General features: G+C 61.0%; 21 protein-coding genes. 15 read left to right on the top strand and 6 right to left on the bottom strand.

Annotated elements, in window-relative coordinates; translation table 11 throughout:
* Window positions 1–195 precede the first annotated feature (195 nt).
* On the bottom strand, window positions 196–1,056 hold the full coding sequence (locus CKW19_RS25735; RefSeq protein WP_095060990.1) for a LysR substrate-binding domain-containing protein: 861 nt from the start codon (window positions 1,054–1,056) through the stop codon (window positions 196–198).
* A 109-nt stretch (window positions 1,057–1,165) separates the two neighbouring features.
* Here CKW19_RS25735 and CKW19_RS25740 point away from each other — a divergent pair, with 109 nt between their 5' ends.
* The 3 genes from CKW19_RS25740 (at window position 1,166) to CKW19_RS25750 (ending at window position 3,988) form a co-directional block, all read left to right on the top strand.
* Window positions 1,166–2,275, top strand: a complete 1,110-nt coding sequence (locus CKW19_RS25740) for a 2-aminoethylphosphonate--pyruvate transaminase (RefSeq protein WP_095060991.1) — start codon at window positions 1,166–1,168, stop codon at window positions 2,273–2,275.
* A gap of 152 nt (window positions 2,276–2,427) precedes the next feature.
* Window positions 2,428–3,255, top strand: coding sequence for a phosphonoacetaldehyde hydrolase (gene phnX, locus CKW19_RS25745; protein WP_095060992.1), 828 nt, complete (start codon window positions 2,428–2,430; stop codon window positions 3,253–3,255).
* 172 nt (window positions 3,256–3,427) lie between these two features.
* Window positions 3,428–3,988 carry a cytochrome b gene (locus CKW19_RS25750; protein ID WP_095060994.1) on the top strand — a complete coding sequence of 187 codons (561 nt, stop codon included), beginning with the start codon at window positions 3,428–3,430 and terminating at the stop codon, window positions 3,986–3,988.
* 122 nt (window positions 3,989–4,110) lie between these two features.
* On the opposite strand, the gene CKW19_RS25755 is transcribed toward CKW19_RS25750, so the two are convergent.
* Both CKW19_RS25755 and CKW19_RS25760 read right to left on the bottom strand, forming a co-directional pair.
* Window positions 4,111–5,037 (bottom strand): 1-aminocyclopropane-1-carboxylate deaminase/D-cysteine desulfhydrase, encoded by a 927-nt coding sequence (locus CKW19_RS25755; protein WP_095060996.1) that lies wholly within the window; start codon window positions 5,035–5,037, stop codon window positions 4,111–4,113.
* Window positions 5,038–5,101: 64 nt separating this feature from the next.
* A complete protein-coding gene (locus tag CKW19_RS25760) occupies window positions 5,102–7,141 on the bottom strand; it encodes an NADPH-dependent 2,4-dienoyl-CoA reductase (RefSeq protein ID WP_095060998.1) in 2,040 nt (679 codons plus the stop codon).
* A gap of 306 nt (window positions 7,142–7,447) precedes the next feature.
* On the opposite strand from CKW19_RS25760, the gene tynA reads away from it, so the two are divergent.
* On the top strand, window positions 7,448–9,736 hold the full coding sequence (tynA, locus tag CKW19_RS25765; RefSeq protein ID WP_095061000.1) for a primary-amine oxidase: 2,289 nt from the start codon (window positions 7,448–7,450) through the stop codon (window positions 9,734–9,736).
* Window positions 9,737–9,862: 126 nt separating this feature from the next.
* Here tynA and feaR read toward each other — a convergent pair whose 3' ends face one another.
* From feaR to paaY, 3 genes are all read right to left on the bottom strand, one after another.
* Window positions 9,863–10,777, bottom strand: coding sequence for a transcriptional regulator FeaR (gene feaR, locus CKW19_RS25770; RefSeq protein ID WP_095061002.1), 915 nt, complete (start codon window positions 10,775–10,777; stop codon window positions 9,863–9,865).
* A gap of 102 nt (window positions 10,778–10,879) precedes the next feature.
* The gene (gene paaX, locus CKW19_RS25775) at window positions 10,880–11,803 is read right to left on the bottom strand and encodes a phenylacetic acid degradation operon negative regulatory protein PaaX (RefSeq protein WP_095061004.1); all 924 of its coding nucleotides are present in this window, start codon (window positions 11,801–11,803) and stop codon (window positions 10,880–10,882) included.
* 158 nt (window positions 11,804–11,961) lie between these two features.
* Window positions 11,962–12,558, bottom strand: a complete 597-nt coding sequence (gene paaY / locus CKW19_RS25780) for a phenylacetic acid degradation protein PaaY (protein WP_095061006.1) — start codon at window positions 12,556–12,558, stop codon at window positions 11,962–11,964.
* A gap of 348 nt (window positions 12,559–12,906) precedes the next feature.
* Here paaY and paaF point away from each other — a divergent pair, with 348 nt between their 5' ends.
* The 11 genes from paaF to paaE all read left to right on the top strand — a co-directional run bounded on the left by paaF (window position 12,907) and on the right by paaE (window position 24,114).
* Window positions 12,907–13,680: a 2,3-dehydroadipyl-CoA hydratase PaaF gene (gene paaF / locus CKW19_RS25785; RefSeq protein ID WP_095061007.1), complete on the top strand. Its 774-nt coding sequence runs from the start codon at window positions 12,907–12,909 to the stop codon at window positions 13,678–13,680.
* 39 nt (window positions 13,681–13,719) lie between these two features.
* Complete coding sequence (gene paaG / locus CKW19_RS25790) at window positions 13,720–14,511, top strand: 2-(1,2-epoxy-1,2-dihydrophenyl)acetyl-CoA isomerase PaaG (RefSeq protein WP_095061009.1); 792 nt, start codon at window positions 13,720–13,722, stop codon at window positions 14,509–14,511.
* Window positions 14,512–14,514: 3 nt separating this feature from the next.
* A complete protein-coding gene (gene paaH / locus CKW19_RS25795) occupies window positions 14,515–16,032 on the top strand; it encodes a 3-hydroxyacyl-CoA dehydrogenase PaaH (protein WP_095061011.1) in 1,518 nt (505 codons plus the stop codon).
* Window positions 16,025–16,474 carry a hydroxyphenylacetyl-CoA thioesterase PaaI gene (gene paaI, locus CKW19_RS25800; protein WP_095061013.1) on the top strand — a complete coding sequence of 150 codons (450 nt, stop codon included), beginning with the start codon at window positions 16,025–16,027 and terminating at the stop codon, window positions 16,472–16,474. Before paaH ends, paaI begins: the two co-directional genes overlap by 8 nt.
* Window positions 16,467–17,678 (top strand): 3-oxoadipyl-CoA thiolase, encoded by a 1,212-nt coding sequence (pcaF, locus tag CKW19_RS25805; RefSeq protein WP_095061014.1) that lies wholly within the window; start codon window positions 16,467–16,469, stop codon window positions 17,676–17,678. The genes paaI and pcaF overlap by 8 nt, the downstream gene beginning before the upstream one ends.
* Window positions 17,679–17,777: 99 nt before the next feature.
* A complete protein-coding gene (gene paaK / locus CKW19_RS25810; RefSeq protein ID WP_095061016.1) occupies window positions 17,778–19,103 on the top strand; it encodes a phenylacetate--CoA ligase PaaK in 1,326 nt (441 codons plus the stop codon).
* A gap of 1,310 nt (window positions 19,104–20,413) precedes the next feature.
* On the top strand, window positions 20,414–21,403 hold the full coding sequence (gene paaA, locus CKW19_RS25820) for a 1,2-phenylacetyl-CoA epoxidase subunit PaaA (protein ID WP_095061018.1): 990 nt from the start codon (window positions 20,414–20,416) through the stop codon (window positions 21,401–21,403).
* 28 nt (window positions 21,404–21,431) lie between these two features.
* A complete protein-coding gene (gene paaB, locus CKW19_RS25825) occupies window positions 21,432–21,713 on the top strand; it encodes a 1,2-phenylacetyl-CoA epoxidase subunit PaaB (protein WP_007943393.1) in 282 nt (93 codons plus the stop codon).
* Window positions 21,714–21,721: 8 nt separating this feature from the next.
* Complete coding sequence (gene paaC, locus CKW19_RS25830) at window positions 21,722–22,483, top strand: 1,2-phenylacetyl-CoA epoxidase subunit PaaC (RefSeq protein WP_095061020.1); 762 nt, start codon at window positions 21,722–21,724, stop codon at window positions 22,481–22,483.
* The gene (paaD, locus tag CKW19_RS25835) at window positions 22,470–23,003 is read left to right on the top strand and encodes a 1,2-phenylacetyl-CoA epoxidase subunit PaaD (RefSeq protein WP_095061022.1); all 534 of its coding nucleotides are present in this window, start codon (window positions 22,470–22,472) and stop codon (window positions 23,001–23,003) included. Before paaC ends, paaD begins: the two co-directional genes overlap by 14 nt.
* Before the next feature lie 34 nt (window positions 23,004–23,037).
* The gene (gene paaE, locus CKW19_RS25840) at window positions 23,038–24,114 is read left to right on the top strand and encodes a 1,2-phenylacetyl-CoA epoxidase subunit PaaE (protein WP_095061024.1); all 1,077 of its coding nucleotides are present in this window, start codon (window positions 23,038–23,040) and stop codon (window positions 24,112–24,114) included.
* Window positions 24,115–24,181: the final 67 nt, after the last annotated feature.

The following is a 24,181-nucleotide window of genomic DNA, read 5'->3' on the forward strand; positions in this document are numbered from 1 at the left end:
GGGCTGGAGCACAATCTACGTCACAGGCATAAAGCCTAAGGAGCTGCACGGCTTCCAGAACCCTCCCTCGATGATCAGTCGAGAACTATCGCTCCTGATGGAGCGATAGTCGAGATACAAGGAGCTGCCGAAGGCTGCGATCTTTTGATTTTTTTTTAAAAGCGAAGATCAAAAGATCGCAGCCTTCGGCAGCTCCTACGCTGGCGCCAACCCAAAAAACGCCTGAATCAAACGCAAATCCCGGCGCCGCTCCATGCACCCCATCATGTGCCGGTTCACCAGCCCCTCGCCAATGATCGGCACCGCGGTCACCCGTGGATCGTGGCTGACCTCCACTGATGACACCACCCCTACCCCCAGTTCGGCGGCCACGGCCTCGGTCACCGCTTCGCGGCTGTCCAGTTCCAGCAACACCCGTGGATTGACCTTGGCCTGGGCGCACGCCTCATCGAAGGTGCGCCGGGTAATCGAACTCGGTTCACGCAACACCATGATCACCTGATCCAGTTCCTTGAGCTGCACGCCTTTGGGCTTCTGCGCCCAAGGATGCGTGTGCGGCACCAGCGCGCAAATCCGCGATTCGCTCAGCGCTTGCAAGTGCAAGCCCTTGCGCGGCTCGACTTCGGTCAGCACCGCCACGTCGGCATGCTCGGACAACAACGCTGCCAGGGTTTCCTGGGCATTGCCCAAGCGCAGGTTCACGGTGATCCCCGGATAACGTGCCCGCAGGCTTGCGAGCATTGGCATGACCATGTGCGGACCGTCCGCCGCCACTTCCAGGCGTCCGGTCAGTAATTGTCGGTTGGCCTCCAGCATCACTTGAGCTTCTTCAGCCAGGCCAAACATCGCCCGGGTGATCGCCGCGAGCTTGGTGCCCTCCTCCGTCAGCTCCACCCGTCGGGCGGTGCGGCGCAACAAGGTGATTTGGTAGTGCTCTTCCAAAGCCTTGATGTGCCCGGTGACTGCCGGCTGACTGATGAACAACCGTGCGGCCGCCCGGGTAAAGCTGCCTTCCCGGGCCACGGCATCAAAGGCGCGGAGCTGGAACAGGTTCATGGATAACCCTCACTGATGGCTGGCATAACAATAAACAATTTGATTGATAAGTCGGCAAATTGCAATTTAAGCCCCGTAGCTTCATCCCATCGAATGCGAGGACACGAGAATGAGTATTGCCGCCCCCATCCTGCTCACCCCCGGCCCGTTGACCACGTCGGCCCGCACCCGTCAGGCAATGATGGTTGACTGGGGTTCATGGGATGACCGTTTCAATCAACTGACCGCCAGCCTGTGCGAGCAACTGCTGGCGATCATCAACGGCGCCGCCACCCACCACTGCGTGCCTTTGCAAGGCAGCGGCACTTTCGCGGTCGAAGCGGCAATCGGCACGCTGGTGCCTCGCGACGGCAAGGTGTTGGTGCTGATCAACGGCGCCTACGGCAAACGCCTGGCAAAAATCTGCGAAGTGCTCGGCCGCACTTTCAGCACCTTTGAAACCGCTGAAGACGAACCGACCACCGCCGCCGACGTCGACCGTCTGCTGCGCGCCGATGCCGACATCACTCACGTGGCGCTGATTCACTGCGAAACCAGCACCGGCATCCTCAATCCGCTGCCGGAAATCGCCGAGGTCATTGCACAACACGGCAAACGCCTGATCATCGACGCGATGAGTTCCTTCGGCGCCCTGCCGGTGGACGCGCAACACATCCCGTTCGACGCGCTGATCGCTGCATCAGGCAAATGCCTGGAAGGCGTGCCGGGCATGGGCTTCGTCTTCGCCCGCAAAGAATCCCTGGCCAGCGCCGCCGGTAACTCGCATTCACTGGCGATGGACCTTTACGACCAGCACACCTACATGGCCAAGACCGGCCAATGGCGCTTCACTCCGCCGACCCACGTGGTCGCCGCGCTGCACGAAGCCCTGCTGCAATACAACGAAGAAGGCGGCTTGCCGGCCCGGCATAAGCGCTACGTTGCCAACTGCCAGGCATTGATGGAAGAGATGGGCAAACTGGGCCTGCGCAGTTTCCTGCCGGCCGCTATCCAGGCGCCGATCATCGCCACCTTCCACGCCCCGAAAGATCCGCGCTACGCGTTCAAGGATTTCTACGAACGGGTCAAGGCCAAGGGTTACATCCTCTACCCCGGCAAACTGACCCAGGTCGAAACCTTCCGCGTCGGCTGCATCGGCTACGTCCAACCGGCCGAGATGCGCGAAGCCGTGGCCGCGATTGCTGAAGTGTTGCGCGAGATGGAAGTGTTAGAGATCTAACCCACACCACATTCCCCCTGTAGGAGCGAGCCTGCTCACGATAGCGGACTGTCAGCCAACACATCCGTTGAATGTCAGGCACTCATCGCCAGCAGGCTGGCTCCCACAGTAAAAGCAGCCCCCATTAGTCAGTTGCCAAAGGATTTCCAGACATGAACTACACCAACCCAACCAAGCTGCAAGCCGCCATCCTCGACTGGGCCGGTACCGTCGTCGACTTCGGTTCCTTCGCGCCAACCCAGATTTTCGTCGAAGCCTTCGCCGAGTTCGACGTCCAGGTGTCCATCGAAGAAGCGCGTGGCCCGATGGGCATGGGCAAGTGGGATCACATCCGCACCCTCTGCGATCAGCCCGAAGTTGCCGAGCGTTATCGCAAGGTGTTCGGCCGCACGCCGACCGACGATGACGTCACCGCCATCTACCAGCGTTTCATGCCGCTGCAGATTGAAAAAATCGCCGAGCACTCGGCGCTGATCCCAGGGGCATTGGACACCATCGCCAACTTGCGCCAACAAGGGATCAAGATCGGCTCCTGCTCCGGCTACCCGAAGCAGGTCATGGACAAAGTGGTCGAACTGGCCGCCACCAACGGCTACGTTGCCGACCACGTGGTCGCCACCGACGAAGTGCCGAACGGCCGTCCATGGCCGGCCCAGGCGCTGGCCAACGTCATCGCCCTGGGTATCGACGATGTCGCCGCTTGCGTGAAGATCGACGACACCGTGCCAGGCATTCTTGAAGGCCGTCGTGCCGGCATGTGGACCGTGGCACTGATCTGCTCGGGCAACGCGTTGGGTCTGGACTACGAAGGTTATCGCGCCTTGGCCAGTGACAAACTGGACAGCGAACGCAAGCGCATCCACGCCATGTTCGAAGGCTCGCGCCCGCACTACATGATCGACACCATCACCGATTTGCCGGAAGTGATCGCTGACATCAACAAGCGTCTGGCCAATGGCGAGGTGCCGCAGTCGAGTTGATCACAACAAAACACCGCTCCTACAGGGGGCGGTGCGTTTTTCCTGTCTATTAGCTGAATCAGAGCATCCCGCGACCAATAGCCTCAGGCAAACCCAGTGAAACGGGCTTAGAGTTAAAGCACACCGTCGAACAAGAACGGTGGCTTTAAACCGGACCTCTGAGGAACACTGTATGCCATGGAAAAACTCCGCCTCGCGCTACAGCACCGTATCGATTGCGCTGCATTGGTTGATGCTGGTCCTGTTGGTGCTGGTTTACGCCTGTATCGAGCTTCGAGGGATTTTTCCCAAGGGCAGTGGCGGCCGCACGCTGATCGTCGAATCACACTTCATGCTCGGCCTGACCGTATTCGTTCTGGTCTGGCTGCGATTGTTCGCGCGCAGCCTCGGCCCGGCCCCGCAAATCTTTCCGGCCTCACCGCGCTGGCAAACGGTGCTGGCCAGGCTGATGCATTGGGCGCTGTATGTTTTCATGATCGCCATGCCGATTCTCGGATGGCTGATCACCAGCGCCAAAGGCAATCAGGTGATGTTCTACGGTTTCGACCTGCCGTTGCTGGTGGCCGAAGACAAGGCGTTCGCCAAACAACTGGAAGGCTGGCATGTGCTCGGTGGCACCATTGGCTACTGGCTGATCGGCCTGCATGCTGTTGCCGGGCTGTATCACCATTATGTGGTGGGCGATAACACGTTGTTGCGGATGATGCCAAAACGGGTGAACCGCGATACCTGAGACCACCTGTAAAACTGTAGGAGCGAGCCTGCTCGCGATGGCGCCCTATCATTCAACAGATGTATTGAATGACCTGACCTCATCGCGAGCAGGCTCGCTCCCACACTGGTTGGCGATGCCCTTCAGATCGGTGAATCAAACCCGCGACGCCCCTGCAAGCCGCCCGTGTGGATAAAGACAAGTCGTGTGCCCCTGGCAAACTGTCCTGCTTCGACTTGCTGCTCCAGCGCCAGCAAAGCCTTGCCGGTATACAAAGGCTCCAGTGGAATGCCGCTGACCTGCTCGGTCTGTTCGATGAAGTCGAGCAGCATTGGATCGACCTTCGCAAAGCCGCCGCGACTGGCATCGAACAGTTCATACACGGGGTCCACCGCCCCCGCTTGCTCCATGATCAATTCGACCTGCTGCGCCACGCCATGGTCATCAGGCACCGCCAACGCGCCGTAAACCGGATGTTCCCCCGCCTCAGCCAGCACCAGACCGGCCAGTGTGGTGCCAGTGCCGCAGGCCAGCCACCAGCCGTCGTAGTCGCTCCAGCCCAAACCCTCCAGTTGCGCGCAAACCGTTTCCTTCAACTGCATGCAACCCCGAGCACCGGGCAAACCACCGCCCCCTTCAGGCACCGCATGCAACGTCGGATATCGGGTTTGCCACGGCTGCCAGAAACCCGGTTCATTCCGGGCGCGATATCCGCCATAACCCAACCAGTGCAACTGCATGCCAAATGCCTGCAAATCCCCCACCGTAGGGGTTTGCTGTGGATGGCCGCGCAACAGCCCGACGGTGGAAAAACCGAATCGTTTGCCCGCCGCCGCCAGCGCATGAAGGTGATTGGAATGGGCGCCACCGAGGCTGATGATGCCCTCGGCGCCCGCGACTTCTGCCGCCCTGAGGTGTTCGATCAGCTTGAACCACTTGTTGCCACTGATCAGCGGATCGATTTGATCCAGGCGCAGGATCGCGACTTCGATGCCGGCGCGGGCCAGCCAGTCGAGGTGAAGGGGTTCGAGGGGAGCGTGAGGAAGCCAGTTGTCTGGAGAAGAAAGCATGATGCCGGATCTTTGGAAAGATCCGGCATCTTAGCAGCACCTTGGTGGGTGGTCTGAATGTGTGTTACAGCTCGGCCGCCAACCGCGAACCCTGATTGATCGCCCGCTTCGCATCCAGCTCCGCCGCGACATCCGCGCCGCCGATCAGGTGCACGTTCTGCCCCGCCGCCACCAGCCCGTCATGCAGCTCGCGCAATGGATCCTGCCCGGCACAGATCACGATGTTGTCCACTGGCAGCACTTGCGGCTCGCCGGTTTCACCAATGCGGATGTGCAGGCCCTCGTCGTCGATCTTCAAGTACTCAACGCTGTTGAGCATTTGTACCTGCTTGTTCTTCAGACCGGTGCGGTGAATCCAGCCAGTGGTCTTGCCCAGACCATCGCCAACCTTGGATTTCTTGCGTTGCAGCAGGAACACTTCGCGGGCCGGCGCGTGAGGCGCAGCCTTGATACCGGCAACCCCACCGCGAGCTTCCAGGTGCGTATCGATGCCCCATTCTTTCCAGAACGCAGCACGATCCTGACTGGTCGCTACGCCTTCATGGACGAGGAATTCCGAGACGTCAAAACCGATACCACCGGCGCCAATCACCGCGACACGTTTGCCGACCGGTTTGCGCGCAAGGATCACGTCCAGGTAACTCAGCACCTTGGCGTTGTCCACGCCCGGAATCGCCGGCAAGCGCGGCGCGATGCCGGTGGCCAGGATGATCTCGTCGTAACCGCCTTCGACCAGTACAGCGACGTCGACACGGGTGTTCAGGCACACCTCGACGTTGGTGGTCTGCAACTTGCGGTTGAAGTAGCGAATGGTTTCGTAAAACTCTTCCTTGCCTGGCACGCGCTTGGCGATATTGAACTGACCACCGATTTCGCTGGCCGAGTCGAACAGCGTCACCTGGTGACCACGTTCTGCGGCCACGGTCGCGGCGGACAAACCGGCAGGGCCGGCACCGACCACGGCAATTTTCTTCAACTGCTGCACCGGCAGATAGTTGAGTTCGGTTTCATGGCAGGCACGCGGGTTGACCAGGCAACTGGTCAGCTTGCCGCCAAAGGTGTGATCGAGGCAGGCCTGATTGCAACCGATGCAGGTGTTGATTTCATCGGCGCGCCCTTCGGCGGCCTTGTTGACGAAATCCGGATCGGCCAGGAACGGCCGCGCCATGGACACCATGTCGGCATCGCCTTCCGCCAGGATCTGCTCGGCCACTTCCGGGGTGTTGATACGGTTGGTGGTAATCAGCGGAATATTGACCGAACCACGCAGCTTGGCCGTGACCTTGCTGAAGGCCGCGCGCGGAACTTTGGTGGCGATGGTTGGAATCCGCGCTTCGTGCCAGCCGATACCGGTGTTGATGATGGTCGCGCCAGCCTGTTCGATGGCCTTGGCCAACAGCACGATTTCTTCCCAGGAGCTGCCGCCCTCGACCAGATCGAGCATCGACAGGCGGAAAATGATGATGAAGTTCGGGCCTACCGCTTCACGCACACGACGCACGATTTCCACCGGCAGGCGCATACGATTTTCGTAGCTGCCGCCCCAGCGGTCGGTGCGGTGGTTGGTGTGAGCGGCGAGGAACTGGTTAATGAAATAACCTTCGGAGCCCATGATTTCCACGCCGTCGTACTCGGCGGTTTGCGCCAGTACCGAGCAGGTGACGAAATCGCTGATCTGCTTCTCGATGCCTTCCTCGTCCAGCTCTTTGGGCTTGAACGGGTTGATCGGTGCCTGGATCGCACTGGGCGCCACCTGTTTCGGGCTGTAGGCATAACGACCGGCATGGAGGATCTGCATGCAGATCTTGCCGCCCGCATCATGGACGGCACGGGTGACGATGCGGTGCTTGAGCGCTTCCTCTTCGGTAGTCAGCTTGGCTGCACCGGAGTACACGCCCCCCTCTTCGTTCGGGCCGATTCCGCCAGTCACCATCAGGCCGACGCCGCCAAGGGCCCGCTCGGCGAAGTACGCGGCCATGCGCTCGAAGCCACCCGGTTTCTCTTCAAGGCCGGTGTGCATTGAACCCATCAAGGTGCGGTTGCGCAAGGTGGTAAAACCCAGGTCCAGCGGAGCCAGCAGGTGCGGGTAATGAGCGGCGGTCATCGGTAACTCCACTTCGAGCGATCACGGAAATATGCAGGAGCTCTACGGCCCCCATCTGACATGTCCGACAGACTAAGAGCCGCTTCGCTCTCACTCAATGACCTAAACTCACAAGTTAATGATCGAAATGCGCAGCAACACCCTCAGGCTCACCCTCCGGGTGTCAATCCTCATGCAGGATCACTCGGGCGATTCAATTGACGGCACAGAGCCAAAGGAATCTGGCAGCAATTCCAAAGCAGAACTGCGCGAGTTGTAGCACAGTACAAAAACACCCGTACCCGGCTTCTCCTCAGGATCTCCCCTATGTTCAACCCCACAGCGTTGCCAAAAAGATCCCCCCTTGCCCGGCTCGCCCTGGCCATCTCCCTGAGCGCACTCGGCCTGCCTTTTTGGGCGAGCAATGCCCAGGCCCATGGCGGCCATGCCGAAATGGTGCCACTGCAAGCAGGGCTTGAGGAGTTTGGCGCCACGGTGAAGTGGGACGACTATGCCAACCTGTTCACCATCGCCAAGGACGGGGTCTACCTCAAGGTCAAGCCGAACAGCAAAGTGGCCATGCTCAACGGCAAGCGCATGGAGCTGACGGTACCGGTGGTGTTCAAGGACAAGACGGCCTTCATGTCCAAGGACTTCATCAATCAGGTGTTCCAGTCCGGCCTGGACACGACCTTTGTCGTCGAGACCCGCCCCAACCCGCTCAATCCTCTGAGCGCAGCCGAAATCACGGCGGCGGTGGACATCGTCAAGCAATCGGAAAACTACAAACCCGGTTTCCGCTTCACCGAAATCTCGGTCAAGACGCCGCCGAAGGATCAGGTGTGGAATTTCGTCTACACCGGGCAAAACGTCACGCAGCCGCGCCAGGCCAATATTGTGGTGCTGGACGGCAAGCATGTGATCGAAGCGTTGGTGGATCTGGACAGCAAACAGCTCAAGTCCTGGAAGCCGATCGAAGGCGCCCACGGTATGGTGCTGCTCGACGATTTCGTCGCGGTGCAAACGGCCGTGGAAAACAGCCCCGAATACGCGCAGGCCCTGGCCAAGCGCGGCATCAACGACGTGAAGAAAGTCGTGGCCACACCGCTGACCGTCGGCTATTTCGATGGCAAGGACGGCCTGGCGCAGGACAAGCGATTACTGAAAATCGTCAGCTACCTCAATGTCGATGACGGCAACTACTGGGCGCACCCGATCGAAGGCCTGGTGGCGATTGTTGATCTGGAACAGAAGAAGCTGATCAAGATCGAAGACGATGCGCTCATTCCGGTGCCGATGAAACCGACGCCGTATGACGGCCGCGGACGCAAGGGCGTGACGGTCAAGCCGCTGGAAATCACCGAGCCCGAAGGCAAGAACTACACCATCACCGGCAACAGCATTCACTGGCAGAACTGGGATTTCCACGTCCGCCTCGATTCGCGGGTCGGCCCGATCCTGTCCACCGTCACTTATGACGACAAGGGCAAGAAGCGCAAAATCATGTACGAAGGCTCGCTGGGCGGCATGATCGTGCCTTACGGCGACCCGGATGTCGGCTGGTACTTCAAGGCGTACCTCGACTCCGGCGACTACGGCATGGGCACGCTGACCTCGCCGATTGCCCGTGGCAAAGACGCCCCGGAAAACGCCGTGCTGCTGGACGCCACCATCGCCGACTACACTGGCGCCCCAACCTCGATCCCGCGCGCCATGGCGGTGTTCGAGCGCTACGCCGGCCCGGAATACAAGCACCAGGAAATGGGCCAACCCAACCTCAGTACCGAACGCCGTGAACTGGTAGTGCGCTGGATCAGCACCGTCGGCAACTACGACTACATCTTCGACTGGGTCTTCCAGCAGAACGGCACCATCGGCATCGATGCCGGCGCCACCGGCATCGAAGCGGTCAAGGGCGTGAAGTCCAAGACCATGCACGAAGACACCGCCAAGGAAGACACGCGCTACGGCACCTTGCTGGACCACAACATCGTCGGCACCACGCACCAGCACATCTATAACTTCCGCCTCGATATGGACGTGGACGGCGAGCAGAACTCACTGGTGGAAGTGAACCCGGTGGTGCTGCCCAACGACCGTGGCGGCCCGCGCACCAGCACCATGCAGACCGACACCAAAGTGGTCACCACCGAACAGCAAGCGGCGCAGAAATTCGACCCGTCGACCGTGCGCCTGCTGAGCAACCCCGGCAAGGAAAACAAGGTCGGCAACACCGTTTCCTATCAACTGATTCCGTATGCCGGCGGTACGCATCCGGTGGCCAAGGGCGCCAACTTCGGCAAGGACGAGTGGCTCTACCATCGCCTGAATTTCATGGACAAGCAGTTGTGGGTGACGCAGTACAACCCGGAGGAAAAGTACCCGGAAGGCAAGTACCCGAACCGCTCGGACAAAGACTCGGGGCTGGGGCAGTTCACTCAGGATAACCAGTCCATCGAGAACACCGACGACGTGGTCTGGCTGACCACCGGCACCACCCACATCGCCCGGGCCGAGGAATGGCCGATCATGCCGACGGAGTGGGTGCATGTGCTGTTGAAGCCGTGGAACTTCTTCGATGAAACGCCGACCTTGAACCTCAACGCACCGAAGTAGACACGCAGTAACCCCTGTAGGAGCTGGCTTGCCAGCGATGGCGTCCGAAAGTTCGACGTACGACTCAAGACCGCCATCGCCGGCAAGCCGGCTCCTACAGGATCAGGTGGTGTTCATGCACAACAATCACGCGTGCTGCTTGCGATACTCCCCCGGCGCAATGCCGAAGCGCGTTTTGAACGCCGTCGAAAAATAGCTCGAATCAGAAAAACCCCACGAATAACCCAGCACCGACAACTTCTGCTCCTTGCCCGAACGCCGCAGGGATTCGGCGCACAAATCCAGGCGACGGTTCTTGATGTAACGCGCCACCACCAACCCCTTCTTGGCAAACATCCGGTACAGGCCACGGGTCGACATGCCGACTTCCCGTGCCAGCCATTCCGGGCACAGTTCTTCGGAGCGAATGTTCGCGTCGATAAAGCTCAAGGTCTTGCGGAAAATGCGCTCATGCGGATCGGTGCAGTCGTCGCTCTGGCTGATCGCCGGGCGCAACAGACTGACAATCGCCTCCAGCGTCGCTTCACTTTCCTCCCGGGTCAGGTGTTGTTGACGGCTGGCATCCAGGATCAACCGGTGTGACAACATCGCGATGGGGGATGACGCGGCGATCCGGTGACCGCATTTGATCTGATTGAAGCGCAGGGTTTGCTCGACCACTTGATGCGGCAGGATCAACGACAGCTGCCGGGAATTTTCGCCGTAGGTGAAATCGCTGGGCCGTGCGGCATCGATCAGCGTGATGTCGCCGGGTGACAGCAACACCTTGTCGTCGCCCTGGGCCATGCCCGCCGAACCTTCGAGCTGGAACACCGCGAAGTACTTGCCGCCCTCACCCGCCGCGACCTCTTGGGGCGTTCGAAACAGGCGGGCCTGGCATACGTCGACAAAACTGAGCTTGAGCGCATCGCTCTGGTATTCACGGATACGACCGGCAAACTCGTTGCCCAGGGGTTGTGCGTTGAAGGCGCCACAGATCTGGTTGATCTGATGGATCCACAGGTCGAACCCATCATGGCGCTGTGCAGTTGTAGAAATCATGTCAGGCCTCACGCAGGCTTATTTTTATTGTCTACGTCAATCCACACGACATCGGGATGCTTCAAGTCTCCTGAACCGCACCACTCCCGGAACAATGACGTGTTACTTCAGTCCGCCGAAACGTCGATAGAAGCTTTCACCGACATCCGGCAACGGGCCGTCGGCCGTTTCCAGTGCGCTGTTGAGCCACTCTTCGGCCTTGGCGTAAATCAAACGATAAATGTTGCGGCACAACTGTCGGGCGGCGCGGCCTTCCCAATCGCCGGGCAACAACTCGTCCGGCAGTTGCGGGTCGCGCAGCAGCAGCTTGCGGTATTCGTGAATCAGCAGGATCCGCGCCAGGAAGCAATCGGCCGGTTGCAGGTTTTCCTGCTCGCGAAGTGCTTGCCACAGTGGGCGGAACAGCTGGATGAACTCGCTGTAATGGGTCGCCAGCTCTTCGATGTTCCAGCTCTCGCGCACTTGCAGGCGTAGCGCCTTGGAGGCCAACACGTCCTGGGCGGTGGTTTCGAAAACGATGGTGTCTTCCTGGGCGCCGAGGTCGAGCAGCGTCGCGTTGACGTCGGAACGGTCGCTACGCGGACAGGCCAGCACCATCGGCGAAATCGCGCCGAAGCCTTGCCATTCCAATTCTTCGCGCACTTGCTTGCGCTTGTCCTGGGTCAGTTGCGACAACATCACCAGACACCACGAGCCATCCCATGCCGGCATCGTGGTGCTGTAGACCCGCTTGAAGGCCTTGTCGAAACGGCGGCGTCCGGCACCGGTCAGGCTGTAGTAGCTACGACGACCGACTTTTTCGGCGGTCAGCCAGCCTTCCTTGGTCAGGCGGAAAATCGAAGTGCGGATCAGCCGTTCGTTGATGCCGATCGGTTCGAGCAACTGAATCAGACTGCCCAGCCAGACAGTGCCGCCATGGGGTTCGATGGCATCCCCGTACAACGTGATGATCAAGGAGCTGGCGCGGATCGGCGTCTGCTCCTGGAAGCGGGTAATCAGATGGTTCAAGGGCGTCAGGGACGACATGGGCGTTCCGTGCAAAAAAAGAAAAGGAATATACCGAAAGCTATGGGGTTAAGCCCAATCCCTTGTGGGAGCCAGCCTGCTGGCGATGGTGTGTCAGTCGACACCAAGGTAGCTGACACCGCTTCGCCAGCAAGCCGGCTCCTACAGGGGGTCGGTGTTCATGCGTTGCTGCCTTTTGGGCGTAACCCGCTGTCACTAATACGCGGGCGATCCGGCTCCGGTTCGCTCAGCGGTTCGCAGACCTGCATCTGCGTCAGGCAACGCTGGGCCAGTTGCTGATACTCCCGGGTGCCGGCCATCTTCCAGGCCACTTCCTGATCGCTGAGGGTGCGCTTGACGCTGGCCGGGGCGCCCATGACCAGCGACTGCTCCGGGCATTCGAACCCGGCCTTGACGAACGCTGCCGCCGAAACGAATGAACGCGGCCCGATGCGGGCGTTGTCCATCACCACCGCATTCATGCCCACCAGCGCGTCGGCACCGATCCGGCAACCGTGCAACACCGCGCCGTGGCCGATGTGGCCGTTGCGTTCGACCACCGTGTCGCTGTCGGGGAAACCGTGCATCACGCAGGTGTCCTGCAAGTTGGCGCCCTCTTCCAGCACGATTCGCCCGAAGTCCCCGCGCAGGCTGGCCAGCGGACCGACATAGCAATGCGGGCCGATGATCACGTCACCGATCAATACGGCGGACGGGTGCACATAAGCGCTCGGATCAACCACCGGAGTCAGGCCATCAAGGCTGTAGCAGGTCATGGAGACTTCCTTCACAAAGCGATGCGAATAATGACTCATTTTGTATCACATCACTTTTAACAGCACAAAGACTAAAAACCGTATCACTTGAAATACACCTTTCCGACGAATGCCATGACGTCTCTAAAATCGCCACAAAACCCAATGTTTTCTGGAATATTCCTGCTGCCAGCATCCCTTTACAAGGAAGATGAAAAACCAAAAACCACACCATTAGGACACATTAAATCTATTTTCGTATTGCATTTACGTATCACGTTATAGCTATACTTGGGCAAAACCGGCCCCCGCGGCCGATCCAATAACAAGCCGGCACCACGCCGAGCGTGCACCGCGAGAGCATCCGCCATGCCTCTGACCCTTGCCGTCGAATTGATCGAGCCTGGCGTCCGCCTGATTACCCTGCAGCGCCCGCAAGCCCTGAACGCCTTGACCACCGAGTTGCTGGGCGAACTGGCCGCTGAACTGAATATCGCGCAAGCCGACCCCGACACCCGCGCTGTGGTCCTCACCGGCAGTCGCAAGGCCTTCGCCGCCGGCGCCGACATCAAGGAAATGGCCGAACGCAACCTGGTCGGCATCCTCGACGACCCGCGCCAGGTTTCGTGGCAAACCATTACCTGCTTTAGCAAACCGCTGATCGCCGCCGTCAACGGCTTCGCCCTCGGCGGTGGCTGCGAACTGGCGATGCACGCCGACATCATCATTGCCGGTGAAGACGCCCGCTTCGGCCAGCCGGAAATCAATCTCGGGATCATGCCCGGCGCCGGTGGCACGCAACGCCTGCTGCGCGCCGTTGGCAAATCCATGGCCATGCAAATGGTGCTGACCGGCGAGGCGATCGACGCCCGCCAGGCCCAGCGCGCCGGCCTGGTCAGCGAAGTCACCCAGCCGGAATTCACCGTCGAACGCGCCCTGCACATCGCCCGCAACATTGCGGCCAAGGCACCGCTGGCCGTGCGCCTGGCCAAGGAAGCGCTGCTCAAGGCCATGGACACCGACCTGGCCAGCGGCCTGCGTTTCGAACGCCATGCCTTCACCGTGCTGGCGGGCACCCGTGACCGCGACGAAGGCATCGCTGCCTTTCAGGAAAAGCGCACGCCGACCTTCACCGGCCAGTAATCCCAGAACTCGAACGACCGCCAAGAGAGCGCCAAGACCATGAATTTCGAACACATCCTGTTTTCCATCGACGCCGGCGTCGCGCTGCTCAGCCTCAATCGGCCGGACCAGCTCAACAGCTTCAACACCCAGATGCATGGCGAAGTGAAGGAAGCACTCAAGCAAGTTCGGCAAAACCCGGACGTGCGCGTGCTGCTGCTGACAGGCGAAGGCCGCGGTTTCTGCGCCGGGCAGGACCTGAGCGACCGCAATGTCGCGCCAGGCAGCGCTGTGCCGGACCTGGGCGAGTCCATCGAAAAGTTCTACAACCCGCTAATCCGCCAGTTGCGCGACCTGCCTATGCCGGTGATTTGCGCGGTCAACGGCGTCGCCGCTGGCGCCGGCGCCAACATTCCGCTGGCTTGCGACCTGGTGCTGGCGGCGCGTTCGGCGAGTTTCATTCAGGCATTTTGCAAGATCGGCCTGATCCCTGACTCCGGTGGCACCTGGACCCTGCCGCGCCTTGTCGGCATGGCCCGCGCCAAGGCTTTGACCCTGCTGGGTAATCGCCTGAGCGCCGAACAAGCCGAGCAATGGGGCTTGATCTACCAGTGCGTGGACGACGCCGATTTACGCGACGAAGCGCTGAAACTGGCCCGCCATCTGGCGACCCAACCGACCTACGGCCTGGCACTGATCAAACGCAGCCTCAACGCCAGCATGAGCAACAGTTTCGACGAACAGCTGGAACTGGAAAAAGACCTGCAACGCCTGGCCGGGCGCAGCGAGGACTACCGCGAAGGCGTCGGCGCATTCATGGAAAAACGCACCCCAAGCTTCAAGGGACGCTGAGTCATGACCGCACTGAACACCAACGCACGCATCGCCGTGATCGGCGCCGGGGCCATGGGTGCCGGTATCGCCCAGGTCGCGGCCCAGGCCGGCCATCCGGTATTACTGCTGGACAATCGTCCCGGCGCTGCCGCTCAAGCGATTGAAGGTATCGATCGGCAACTGGGCAAGCGAGTCGAGAACGGCAAGCTGTCCGCCGAGTCGCGTAGCGCGACGATTGCCCGCCTGCAAGCGGCAGAAACCATCGAAACCCTGGCTGACTGCGATCTGATCATCGAAGCCATCGTCGAGAACCTTGAGGTCAAACGCGCCCTGTTCCGTCAACTCGAAGGTATTTGCGGCGAGCACTGCATCCTCGCGAGCAACACTTCGTCGCTGTCGATCACCAGCATCGCCGCGCAACTCGAACATCCAAATCGCCTGCTCGGCCTGCACTTTTTCAACCCGGCACCGGTCATGGCGCTGGTGGAAATCGTCTCCGGCCTGGCCAGCGATCCGAAACTCGCCGAATGCCTGTACGACACCGCCAAGGCCTGGGGCAAAAAACCGGTGCACACCCGCTCGACGCCGGGGTTTATCGTCAATCGCGTGGCCCGGCCGTTCTATGCCGAAAGCCTGCGCCTGTTGCAGGAAGGCGCCGCCGATTGCCCGACACTGGATGCCCTGATGCGCGAAGCCGGCGGCTTTGCCATGGGCGCGTTCGAGCTGACCGATCTGATCGGCCACGACGTCAACTACGCCGTGACCTGTTCGGTGTTCGACGCCTATTACCAGGACACCCGCTTCCTGCCGTCGCTGATCCAGAAAGAACTGGTGGACGGCGGACGCCTGGGACGCAAGAGCGGTCAGGGTTTCTACAGTTATGCCGAGGGTGCGGTGCGCCCACAGCCTGCCGAAATAAGCAGTGACGCGGCAATCCAGACCTGCGTGATCGAAGGTCATCTGGGCATCGCCCGGGGCCTGATTCCACGCATGCAGGAACACGGCATCGAAATCATCCAGCGCGACGGCCAAGGATTGCTGCGCGTCGGCGATGCCGTACTGGCCCTGAGCGACGGGCGCATGGCCTGTCAGCGCGCCCAGGAAGATGGATTGCGCAATCTGATTCTGCTGGATCTGGCGTCAGATTATGGACAAGCCAAACGCATCGCTATCAGCTACTCGGCCGGGATCGATCCGGTCGCGCTCGAACAAGGCGTTGCCCTGCTGCAACGGGCCGGCCTCAAGGTCAGCCTGCTCAGCGACAGCCCGGCACTCGCCGTCTTGCGCACCGTGGCGATGCTCGCCAACGAAGCGGCCGACGCCCTGCTGCAAGGCGTGGCCTCGGCCGCCGACATCGATCTGGCCATGCGCGCCGGGGTCAATTATCCGCAAGGGCCGCTGGCCTGGGCCGATGCCATTGGCCTGTCGCACATTCTTCAAACGCTGGAAAACCTGCAAGCCAGTTATGGCGAAGAACGCTACCGGCCGTCGCTGCTGCTGCGCCGTCGCGTCGCCGAAGGGAGAAACCTCCATGACTAATCATGAAGCCATGACGTTGGCCAGCGAATGCGCCCAGGCTTTGCTCCAGCGTGACGCCGCCAGCCTGGGAATGGGCATGCGCCTGCTCTCGGCCGGCCCCGGTTGCTCCCGGGTCGGCATGACCGTGCGGGCCGACATGGTCCAGGGCCACGGCACGTGCCACGGCGGCTATCTGTTCGCGCTCGCCGACTCGGCGTTCGCCTTTGCCTGCAACAGCTACAACGAAGCCACCGTGGCCATCGGTTGCAGCATCGACTACATCGCCCCGGCGCGCCTGGGCGACACGCTGAACGCCGACTGCATCGAGCAGAGCCGTTCCGGTCGCACCGGCAACTATGACGTGCGCATCGAAAACCAGCAGGGTCAGTTGATCGCCCTGTTCCACGGCAAATCCTACAAAGTGCGCGGCCCGGTGCTGGCGCAGGAGACTCCCAATGAATGACGCCCTGATCATCGACGCAGTCCGCACCCCGATTGGCCGTTACGCCGGCGTCCTCAGCGGTGTGCGCGCCGACGACCTCGGCGCCGTACCCTTGCGCGAACTGCTGCGCCGTCACCCGCAAGTCGACTGGACCTCGGTCGACGACGTGATCTACGGCTGCGCCAACCAGGCTGGCGAAGACAACCGCAACGTCGCACGCATGTCGGCGCTGCTGGCCGGGTTGCCGGTCAGCGTGCCGGGCACCACCCTCAATCGCCTGTGCGGTTCCGGGCTGGATGCCATCGGCACCGCCGCCCGCGCCATTCGCAGCGGCGAAACCGGCTTGATGCTGGTGGGCGGCGTGGAATCCATGTCCCGCGCACCGCTGGTGATGGGCAAGGCCGAGCAGGCGTTTTCCCGGTCAGCCGAGATCTTCGACACCACCATCGGCTGGCGCTTCGTCAATCCGCTGATGAAAAAGGCCTACGGCATCGACTCCATGCCAGAAACGGCAGAGAACGTCGCCGAACAGTTCAACATCTCCCGCGCCGATCAGGACGCCTTCGCCCTGCGCAGCCAGCAACGCGCCGCTGCCGCACAGGCCAACGGGCGTCTGGCCAAGGAAATCGTCGCGGTGGAAATTCCGCAGCGTAAAGGTCCGGCCAAAGTGGTCGAGCACGACGAACACCCCCGTGGCGACACCACGCTTGAGCAGCTGGCGAAACTCGGTACGCCGTTCCGCGAAGGCGGCAGCATTACCGCTGGCAATGCCTCCGGGGTTAACGACGGCGCTTGCGCATTGCTGCTGGCCAGCCCGGAAGTCGCCAAGCGTCACGGCCTGACCGCACGGGGCCGCGTTGTCGCGATGGCCACCGCCGGCGTTGAACCACGGATCATGGGCATCGGTCCTGTCCCGGCCACGCGCAAAGTGCTGGAAGTGGCCAACCTGAGCCTGGCCGACATGGACGTGATCGAGCTCAACGAAGCCTTCGCCGCACAAGGTCTGGCGGTGCTGCGTGAACTGGGCCTGAGCGACACCGATCCACGGGTCAACCCCAACGGCGGCGCCATCGCCCTGGGTCATCCGTTAGGCATGAGCGGCGCACGCTTGGTCACCACCGCCCTGCACGAACTGGAAGAACGCAATGGCCGTTACGCCCTGTGCACCATGTGCATCGGTGTCGGCCAGGGGATTGCGCTGATCATTGAGCGTCTATCCCACTAAAGAATCGCGATTCCCAAGGAGCCGAGAGGTATCCTTGGGGCATGCACTCAAAGCCCTTGCGCAAAAGGGCTGGAACACAAAAACAATTCGAGTGAACACATGAACATGCCAATAGCCCAAGCCGTGCTGAATCCTGTGCTGGACCCGCTGGAAACCGCCAGCATCGACGAGCTGCGCCAGCATCAGCTGGAGCGTCTGCGCTGGAGCCTGAACCACGCCTACAACAACGTGCCGCTGTACCGTCAGCGTTTCGATGCGCTGGGCGTGCACCCCGATGACATCAAGTCCCTCGACGACCTGGCGAAATTCCCTTTCACCACCAAGGCCGACCTGCGCGACAACTATCCCTACGGCATGTTTGCCGTGCCAATGAACGACATCGTGCGCCTGCACGCATCCAGCGGCACCACCGGCAAACCGACCGTGGTCGGCTACACCCAGAACGACATCGACACCTGGGCCAACGTGGTGGCGCGTTCGATCCGCGCCGCCGGTGGCCACCGTGGCGACAAGGTGCACATTTCCTACGGCTACGGCCTGTTCACCGGCGGCCTCGGCGCGCACTACGGCGCTGAACGCCTGGGTTGCACGGTGATTCCGATGTCCGGCGGCCAGACCGAAAAACAAGTACAGCTGATCAAGGATTTCCAGCCGGACATCATCATGGTCACGCCGTCCTACATGCTCAACATCGCCGATGAAATCGAGCGCCAGGGCATCGACCCGCACAAACTGGCCCTGCGCCTGGGTATCTTCGGCGCCGAGCCGTGGACCGCCGAACTGCGCAGCGCCATCGAGAACCGCCTGGGCATTACGGCGCTGGATATTTACGGCCTCTCGGAAATCATGGGGCCGGGTGTCGCCATGGAATGCGCCGAAACCAAGGACGGCCCGACCATCTGGGAAGACCACTTCTACCCGGAAATCATTGACCCGGTCACCGGCGAAGTGCTGCCGGACGGACAGATGGGCGAACTGGTGTTCACCTCATTGAGCAAAGAAGCCCTGCCGATGATCCGCTACCGCACCCGCGACCTGACGCGCCTGCTGCCGGGCACCGCACGGCCGATGCGGCGCATCGACAAGATCACCGGGCGCAGCGATGACATGCTGATCATTCGTGGCGTTAACGTGTTTCCGACGCAGATCGAGGAACAGGTTCTCAAAGTTAAACAACTTGCCGAATGCTATGAGATCCATCTGTATCGCAATGGCAACCTGGACAGCGTGGATGTGCATGTCGAGCTCAAGGCTGAGCACCAGCATCTGACCGAGGAACAGCAGAAGGCTGTTTGCGGGGAGCTGAGCAAGCACATCAAGACGTACATCGGGATCAGCTCGCGGATTGTTTTGCAGCCGTTTCATTCGATCAAACGGTCGGAGGGCAAGGCTTGCCACGTGTTGGATAAACGTCCTAAAGCATGACTGCTGCACCCTTTATGGCCCCGCTTATTGCGGGGTTTTTTTTGGGTTTCGTGTGTATATCCGTTTCTTCGGTAACGGCCGCCAATGGTTCCGCTCTTACAGCGGGTCACTTGGAAAAGCCCCAAGTAACCAAGGGCTCTTGCCCCTGACATTCGGTGCCTCGCCGTGGCTCGGCATGCCCTCGCTCCGGTCCTGCTCCGTGGGCCCGCCGCCATCGGCCATCCATGGCCGGGGGCGGCTAACCCGGCATCCATGCCGGGTTACCCACTGCGCAGAACCTCCACTCGGCCTCACGAGGGGGCGTACACCGCAAAAGCGCCCGAGGCGGCCTACCGGCCGGCCTGGTTCTGATGCGTACGCGCCCCCCTGTAGGAGCTGTCGAGTGCAACGAGGCTGCGATCTTTTGACTCTGTTTTTTTACAGGCAGGATCAAAAGATCGCAGCCTTCGGCAGCTCCTACGGAGTGATACATCCGCGAGTTCAGGTCGGCTGTTGGGCCGCCATCGCTGGCAAGCCAGCTCCTACAGTTGATCGGCGTACCTCCACACTCCTCACCACTCATCAGGCCGAGCGTTAGCTCGCCTGCAGCTTTTGATCTCGGGAAAGTGATACATCCGCGAATTCAGGCCGGCTGTAAGGCCGCCATCGCTGGCAAGCCAGCTCCTACAGTTGATCGGCGTACACCCACGCTCTTCACCACTCACCAGGCCGAGCGTTAGCTCGCCTTCCGCTTTTGATCTCGGGAAAGTGATACATCCGCGAATTCAGGTCGGCTGTTGGGCCGCCATCGCTGGCAAGCCAGCTCCTACAGTTGATTGGCGTACACCACGCTTCTCACCACTCATCAGGCCGAGCGTTAGCTCGCCTTTCGCTTTTGATCCACCCGCCCCCTCGGGAGGCTGAGTGGAGGTGTTCATCCGGGGATTGGCGCGCAGCGCCGTTCGACGCAGTCGAACTCATTGCATGTAGGTCGTAGCGAAGCAGACCGGAGGGCAATGCCCCCGGATGAATGCCGGAGCGAAGGAAAGCCGAGCCTCAGCGAGGGGCCGTACGTAAGGGGCGAGACCTTTTGGTTACTTTTGGCTGGGCCGGCACTCCGGGCGTTTGCCAAAAGTGACCCGCTGTAAGAGCGGAACCATAAGTCGCCATTACCGCAGCAACGGATATGTACACCCCCCCAAAAAAGCGACCCCCCATCCAAAGCGATACAAAAAACAAATACGACACGTCATTTTGTGTTTGATATTAATTTCCGTATCGCTTATAAAGTTCTCCATGCCTCAGAACAGATTCAAGGCGGGAGAACAAAAATGTACGCACAGCTCGTAGAAACAGGCGTCAAGCGCATCAAGGACCTCTCGGAAATGTCCGAAGAGGAACGCGCCTTCCAGGAAAAAATCGATTCAGAAATCAAGATCGAAGCCAAGAACTGGATGCCAGATGCTTACCGCCAGACTTTGATCCGGCAGATTTCCCAGCACGCCCACTCCGAAATCGTCGGCATGCTGCCCGAAGGCAACTGGGTCACCCGCGCGCCAAGCCTCAAACGCAAACTGCAACTGATGGCCAAGATCCAGGACGAAGCCGGCCACGGCCTGTACCTGTACAGCGCCATGGAAACCCTCGGTGCCGACCGCGATGAAGAGATCGCCAAGCTGCACAGCGGCAAGGCCAAGTATTCGAGCATCTTCAATTACCCGACGCTGAACTGGGCCGACATGGGCGCGGTGGGCTGGCTGGTGGATGGCGCGGCGATCGTCAACCAGGTGGTGCTGCAGCGTACGTCCTACGGCCCCTACTCCCGGGCCATGGTGCGCATCTGCAAGGAAGAGAGCTTCCACCAGCGCCAGGGCTACGAAATCCTCCTGACCATGATGCGCCACGGTACCCAGGCGCAAAAAGACATGGTCCAGGACGCGATCAACCGCCTGTGGTGGCCGTCTCTGATGATGTTCGGCCCAAGCGACGAACACTCGCCGAACAGCGCGCAATCCATGGCCTGGAAGATCAAGCGCCAGAGCAACGACGAACTGCGCCAGCGCTTCATCGACCAGACCATTCCGCAGCTGGAGTTGCTGGGCTGCACCTGCCCAGACCCGGACCTTAAGTGGAACGCCGAAACCGGCCACTACGACTTCGGCGACATCCAGTGGAGCGAGTTCTACGAAGTGCTCAAGGGCAACGGCCCGTGCAACCAGGAACGCGTCACCACCCGCCGCAAGGCGATTGAAGACGGTGCCTGGGTTCGCGAAGCCGCCGTCGCCCACGCCCGCAAAAAACAAAACAAGAACGCCGCCTGAGTCGGCCACCTGATGTGGAGTAACTGAAATGTCCGAGTGGACCCTCTTCGAAGTTTTCGTGCGCAGCAAGCACGGCCTCAACCACAAGCACGTCGGTAGCGTGCATGCCGCCGACACCACCATGGCCATCGAGAACGCGCGCGAGCTGTACACCCGTCGCAGCGAAGGCGTGAGCCTGTGGGTGGTGCCTTCGGCGCTGATCACCGCCTCGTCGCCGGATGAAAAAGACCCGCTGTTCGATCCGTCGGACGACAAGGTTTACCGCCATGCCAGCTTTTACGAGCTGCCGGCCGAAGTCGGGCACATGTGAGGTCGACCATGGACAACAAGACTGATCTGATCGAATACCTGTTGCGCCTCGGCGACAGCGCCCTGATCCAGGGCCAGCGCCTGTGCCAATGGTGCGGCAAGGCCCCGGCACTGGAAGAAGAGCTGGCGCTGATGAACGTCGGCCTCGACCTGGTGGGCCAGGCGCGCAACTGGCTGGAATACGCCGCTGAACTGCTGGACGACGGCCGTAATGCCGATGACCTCGCATTCCGCCGCGACGAACGCGCTTATCGCAACCTGCTGCTGGTGGAACAACCCAACGGCGACTTCGCGGTGACCATGCTCAAGCAGTTCCTCTACGACGCCTGGCACTTGCCGGTGGTGCAAGGTCTGAGCCAGTCCAGCGACGAACGCATCGCCGGGATCGCCGCCAAAGCCGTCAAGGAAGTGACCTATCACCTGCGCCGCTCCGGCGAATGGATCGAGCGCATGGGTGACGGCACCGAGGAAAGCCACAAGCGCATGCTCGCGGCAATCCCCGAAGTCTGGCGCTTCACCATCGAACTCATCGCCGCCGATGACAGTGAACAACGCTTGAACGCAGCCGGCATTACCCCGGACATCGCCAGCGTGGCTGCCCAATGGCAAGCCAAGGTCGAGCAGATTTTCACCAGCGCCACCCTGCCCGTGCCTGCCGCGCCGAGCTATTTCTACCTGAATGCTCGTACCGGCCTGCACACCGAACACCTGGGCATTCTGCTGGCTGAAATGCAGTTCCTGCCACGAGCGTATCCCGATGCAACCTGGTGATTTGATCGCCAGCGACCTCGGCGCCCGGCCGGCTCAACCGACCGACCTGGCGGCTGCGTGGGCGATTCTGTCTGAGATCATGGACCCGGAAGTGCCGGTGGTCAGCGTGGTTGACCTGGGCATCGTCCGCGACCTCGACTGGCAGGCCGGTCACCTTCACGTGGTGGTCACGCCGACCTACTCCGGTTGCCCGGCCACCGAAGTGATCGAGAGCGACATCCGCGAAGCGCTGGAACTCGCCGGATTCAAGGCGCCGCAACTGGAACGCAAATTGACCCCGGCCTGGACCACCGACTGGATCAGCGACAGCGGTCGCGAACGTCTGCGCGCCTACGGCATCGCACCGCCCGAGGGCAGCACCAGCAAGCGCAGCCTGCTCGGTGAAAGCCCGCAGGTTGTGTGCCCGCAGTGCGGCAGCGCCCACACCGAGGTGCTCAGCGAGTTTGGTTCCACCGCGTGCAAGGCGTTGTATCGCTGCGTCGATTGCCGGGAACCGTTCGACTATTTCAAGTGCATCTGAGCGGCGAATCGGCCGTCCCAGCTGGAGAATAACAATGAGCAAATTTCACAGCCTGACCATCAAGGACGTGCGCGCCGAGACCCGTGACGCGGTGTCCATCGCCTTCGAGATTCCGCAGGAATTGCAAGACAGCTTTCACTACACCCAAGGCCAGCACCTGGTGATGCGCACCCAACTGGACGGCGAAGAAGTTCGTCGATCCTATTCGATCTGCACCGGGGTCAACGACGGTGAGTTGCGTGTCGCCATCAAGCGTGTGGCGGGTGGGCGCTTCTCGGCGTTTGCCAACGAACAACTGAAAGCCGGACACACCCTGGAAGTGATGCCACCGGCCGGGCACTTCTGCGTTGAACTCGACCCGGCGCGCCATGGCAATTACCTGGCCGTGGCGGCAGGTAGCGGGATCACGCCGATCCTGTCGATCATCAAGACCACCCTGGAAACCGAGCCCCACAGCCGCGTCACGCTGCTATACGGCAACCGCTCCAGCTCCGGCGCGTTGTTTCGCGAGCAACTGGAAGATCTGAAAAACCGTTACCTGCAACGCCTGAACCTGATCTTCGTGTTCAGCCGCGAGCAGCAGGACGTCGACCTGTACAACGGCCGGATCAACGCCGACAAGTGCGAGCAACTGTTCAGCCGCTGGCTCGACGTCAAGGCCCTCGACGCCGCGTTCATCTGCGGCCCGCAGGAAATGACCGAGACCGTGCGCGACAGCCTCAAGGCCAAGGGCATGCAACCCGAGCGCATCCACTTCGAACTGTTCGCCGCCGCCGGCAGCGAGCAAAAACGCGAAGCCCGTGAGGCGGCGCGCCAAGTGGATTCAGCGGTGAGCCAGATCACCGTGATCAGCGACGGCCGCGCCCTGGCCTTCGACCTCCCGCGCAACAGCATGAGCATCCTCGACGCGGGTAACGAGCAAGGTGCGGAACTGCCCTACTCGTGCAAGGCCGGCGTGTGCTCGACCTGCAAGTGCAAGGTCATCGAAGGCGAAGTGGAAATGGACAGCAACCACGCCCTGGAAGACTACGAAGTGGCCGCCGGCTATGTGCTGTCGTGCCAGGCCTTCCCGATCAGCGACAAAGTGGTACTGGATTTCGATCAGCTCTGAAAAGCAACACCTCCCTGTAGGAGCCGGCTTGCTGGCGATAAGGCCAATGATTTCACCGGTGATTTCA

The organism is Pseudomonas sp. Irchel s3f7, from assembly GCF_900187615.1.
Taxonomy (GTDB): Bacteria; Pseudomonadota; Gammaproteobacteria; order Pseudomonadales; family Pseudomonadaceae; genus Aquipseudomonas.

Coding starts and splice junctions, on each gene's coding strand:
- CKW19_RS25760 (WP_095060998.1), bottom strand. CDS start 7,141: ATGACCGCCGCTCATTACCCGCACCTGCTGGCTCCGCTGGACCTGGGT.
- paaA (WP_095061018.1), top strand. CDS start 20,414: ATGTACGCACAGCTCGTAGAAACAGGCGTCAAGCGCATCAAGGACCTC.
- paaD (WP_095061022.1), top strand. CDS start 22,470: ATGCAACCTGGTGATTTGATCGCCAGCGACCTCGGCGCCCGGCCGGCT.
- CKW19_RS25735 (WP_095060990.1), bottom strand. CDS start 1,056: ATGAACCTGTTCCAGCTCCGCGCCTTTGATGCCGTGGCCCGGGAAGGC.
- phnX (WP_095060992.1), top strand. CDS start 2,428: ATGAACTACACCAACCCAACCAAGCTGCAAGCCGCCATCCTCGACTGG.
- paaY (WP_095061006.1), bottom strand. CDS start 12,558: ATGACCTGCTACAGCCTTGATGGCCTGACTCCGGTGGTTGATCCGAGC.
- tynA (WP_095061000.1), top strand. CDS start 7,448: ATGTTCAACCCCACAGCGTTGCCAAAAAGATCCCCCCTTGCCCGGCTC.
- paaI (WP_095061013.1), top strand. CDS start 16,025: ATGACTAATCATGAAGCCATGACGTTGGCCAGCGAATGCGCCCAGGCT.
- paaB (WP_007943393.1), top strand. CDS start 21,432: ATGTCCGAGTGGACCCTCTTCGAAGTTTTCGTGCGCAGCAAGCACGGC.
- CKW19_RS25740 (WP_095060991.1), top strand. CDS start 1,166: ATGAGTATTGCCGCCCCCATCCTGCTCACCCCCGGCCCGTTGACCACG.
- CKW19_RS25750 (WP_095060994.1), top strand. CDS start 3,428: ATGCCATGGAAAAACTCCGCCTCGCGCTACAGCACCGTATCGATTGCG.
- pcaF (WP_095061014.1), top strand. CDS start 16,467: ATGAATGACGCCCTGATCATCGACGCAGTCCGCACCCCGATTGGCCGT.
- CKW19_RS25755 (WP_095060996.1), bottom strand. CDS start 5,037: ATGCTTTCTTCTCCAGACAACTGGCTTCCTCACGCTCCCCTCGAACCC.
- paaC (WP_095061020.1), top strand. CDS start 21,722: ATGGACAACAAGACTGATCTGATCGAATACCTGTTGCGCCTCGGCGAC.
- paaH (WP_095061011.1), top strand. CDS start 14,515: ATGACCGCACTGAACACCAACGCACGCATCGCCGTGATCGGCGCCGGG.
- paaE (WP_095061024.1), top strand. CDS start 23,038: ATGAGCAAATTTCACAGCCTGACCATCAAGGACGTGCGCGCCGAGACC.
- paaX (WP_095061004.1), bottom strand. CDS start 11,803: ATGTCGTCCCTGACGCCCTTGAACCATCTGATTACCCGCTTCCAGGAG.
- feaR (WP_095061002.1), bottom strand. CDS start 10,777: ATGATTTCTACAACTGCACAGCGCCATGATGGGTTCGACCTGTGGATC.
- paaG (WP_095061009.1), top strand. CDS start 13,720: ATGAATTTCGAACACATCCTGTTTTCCATCGACGCCGGCGTCGCGCTG.
- paaF (WP_095061007.1), top strand. CDS start 12,907: ATGCCTCTGACCCTTGCCGTCGAATTGATCGAGCCTGGCGTCCGCCTG.
- paaK (WP_095061016.1), top strand. CDS start 17,778: ATGAACATGCCAATAGCCCAAGCCGTGCTGAATCCTGTGCTGGACCCG.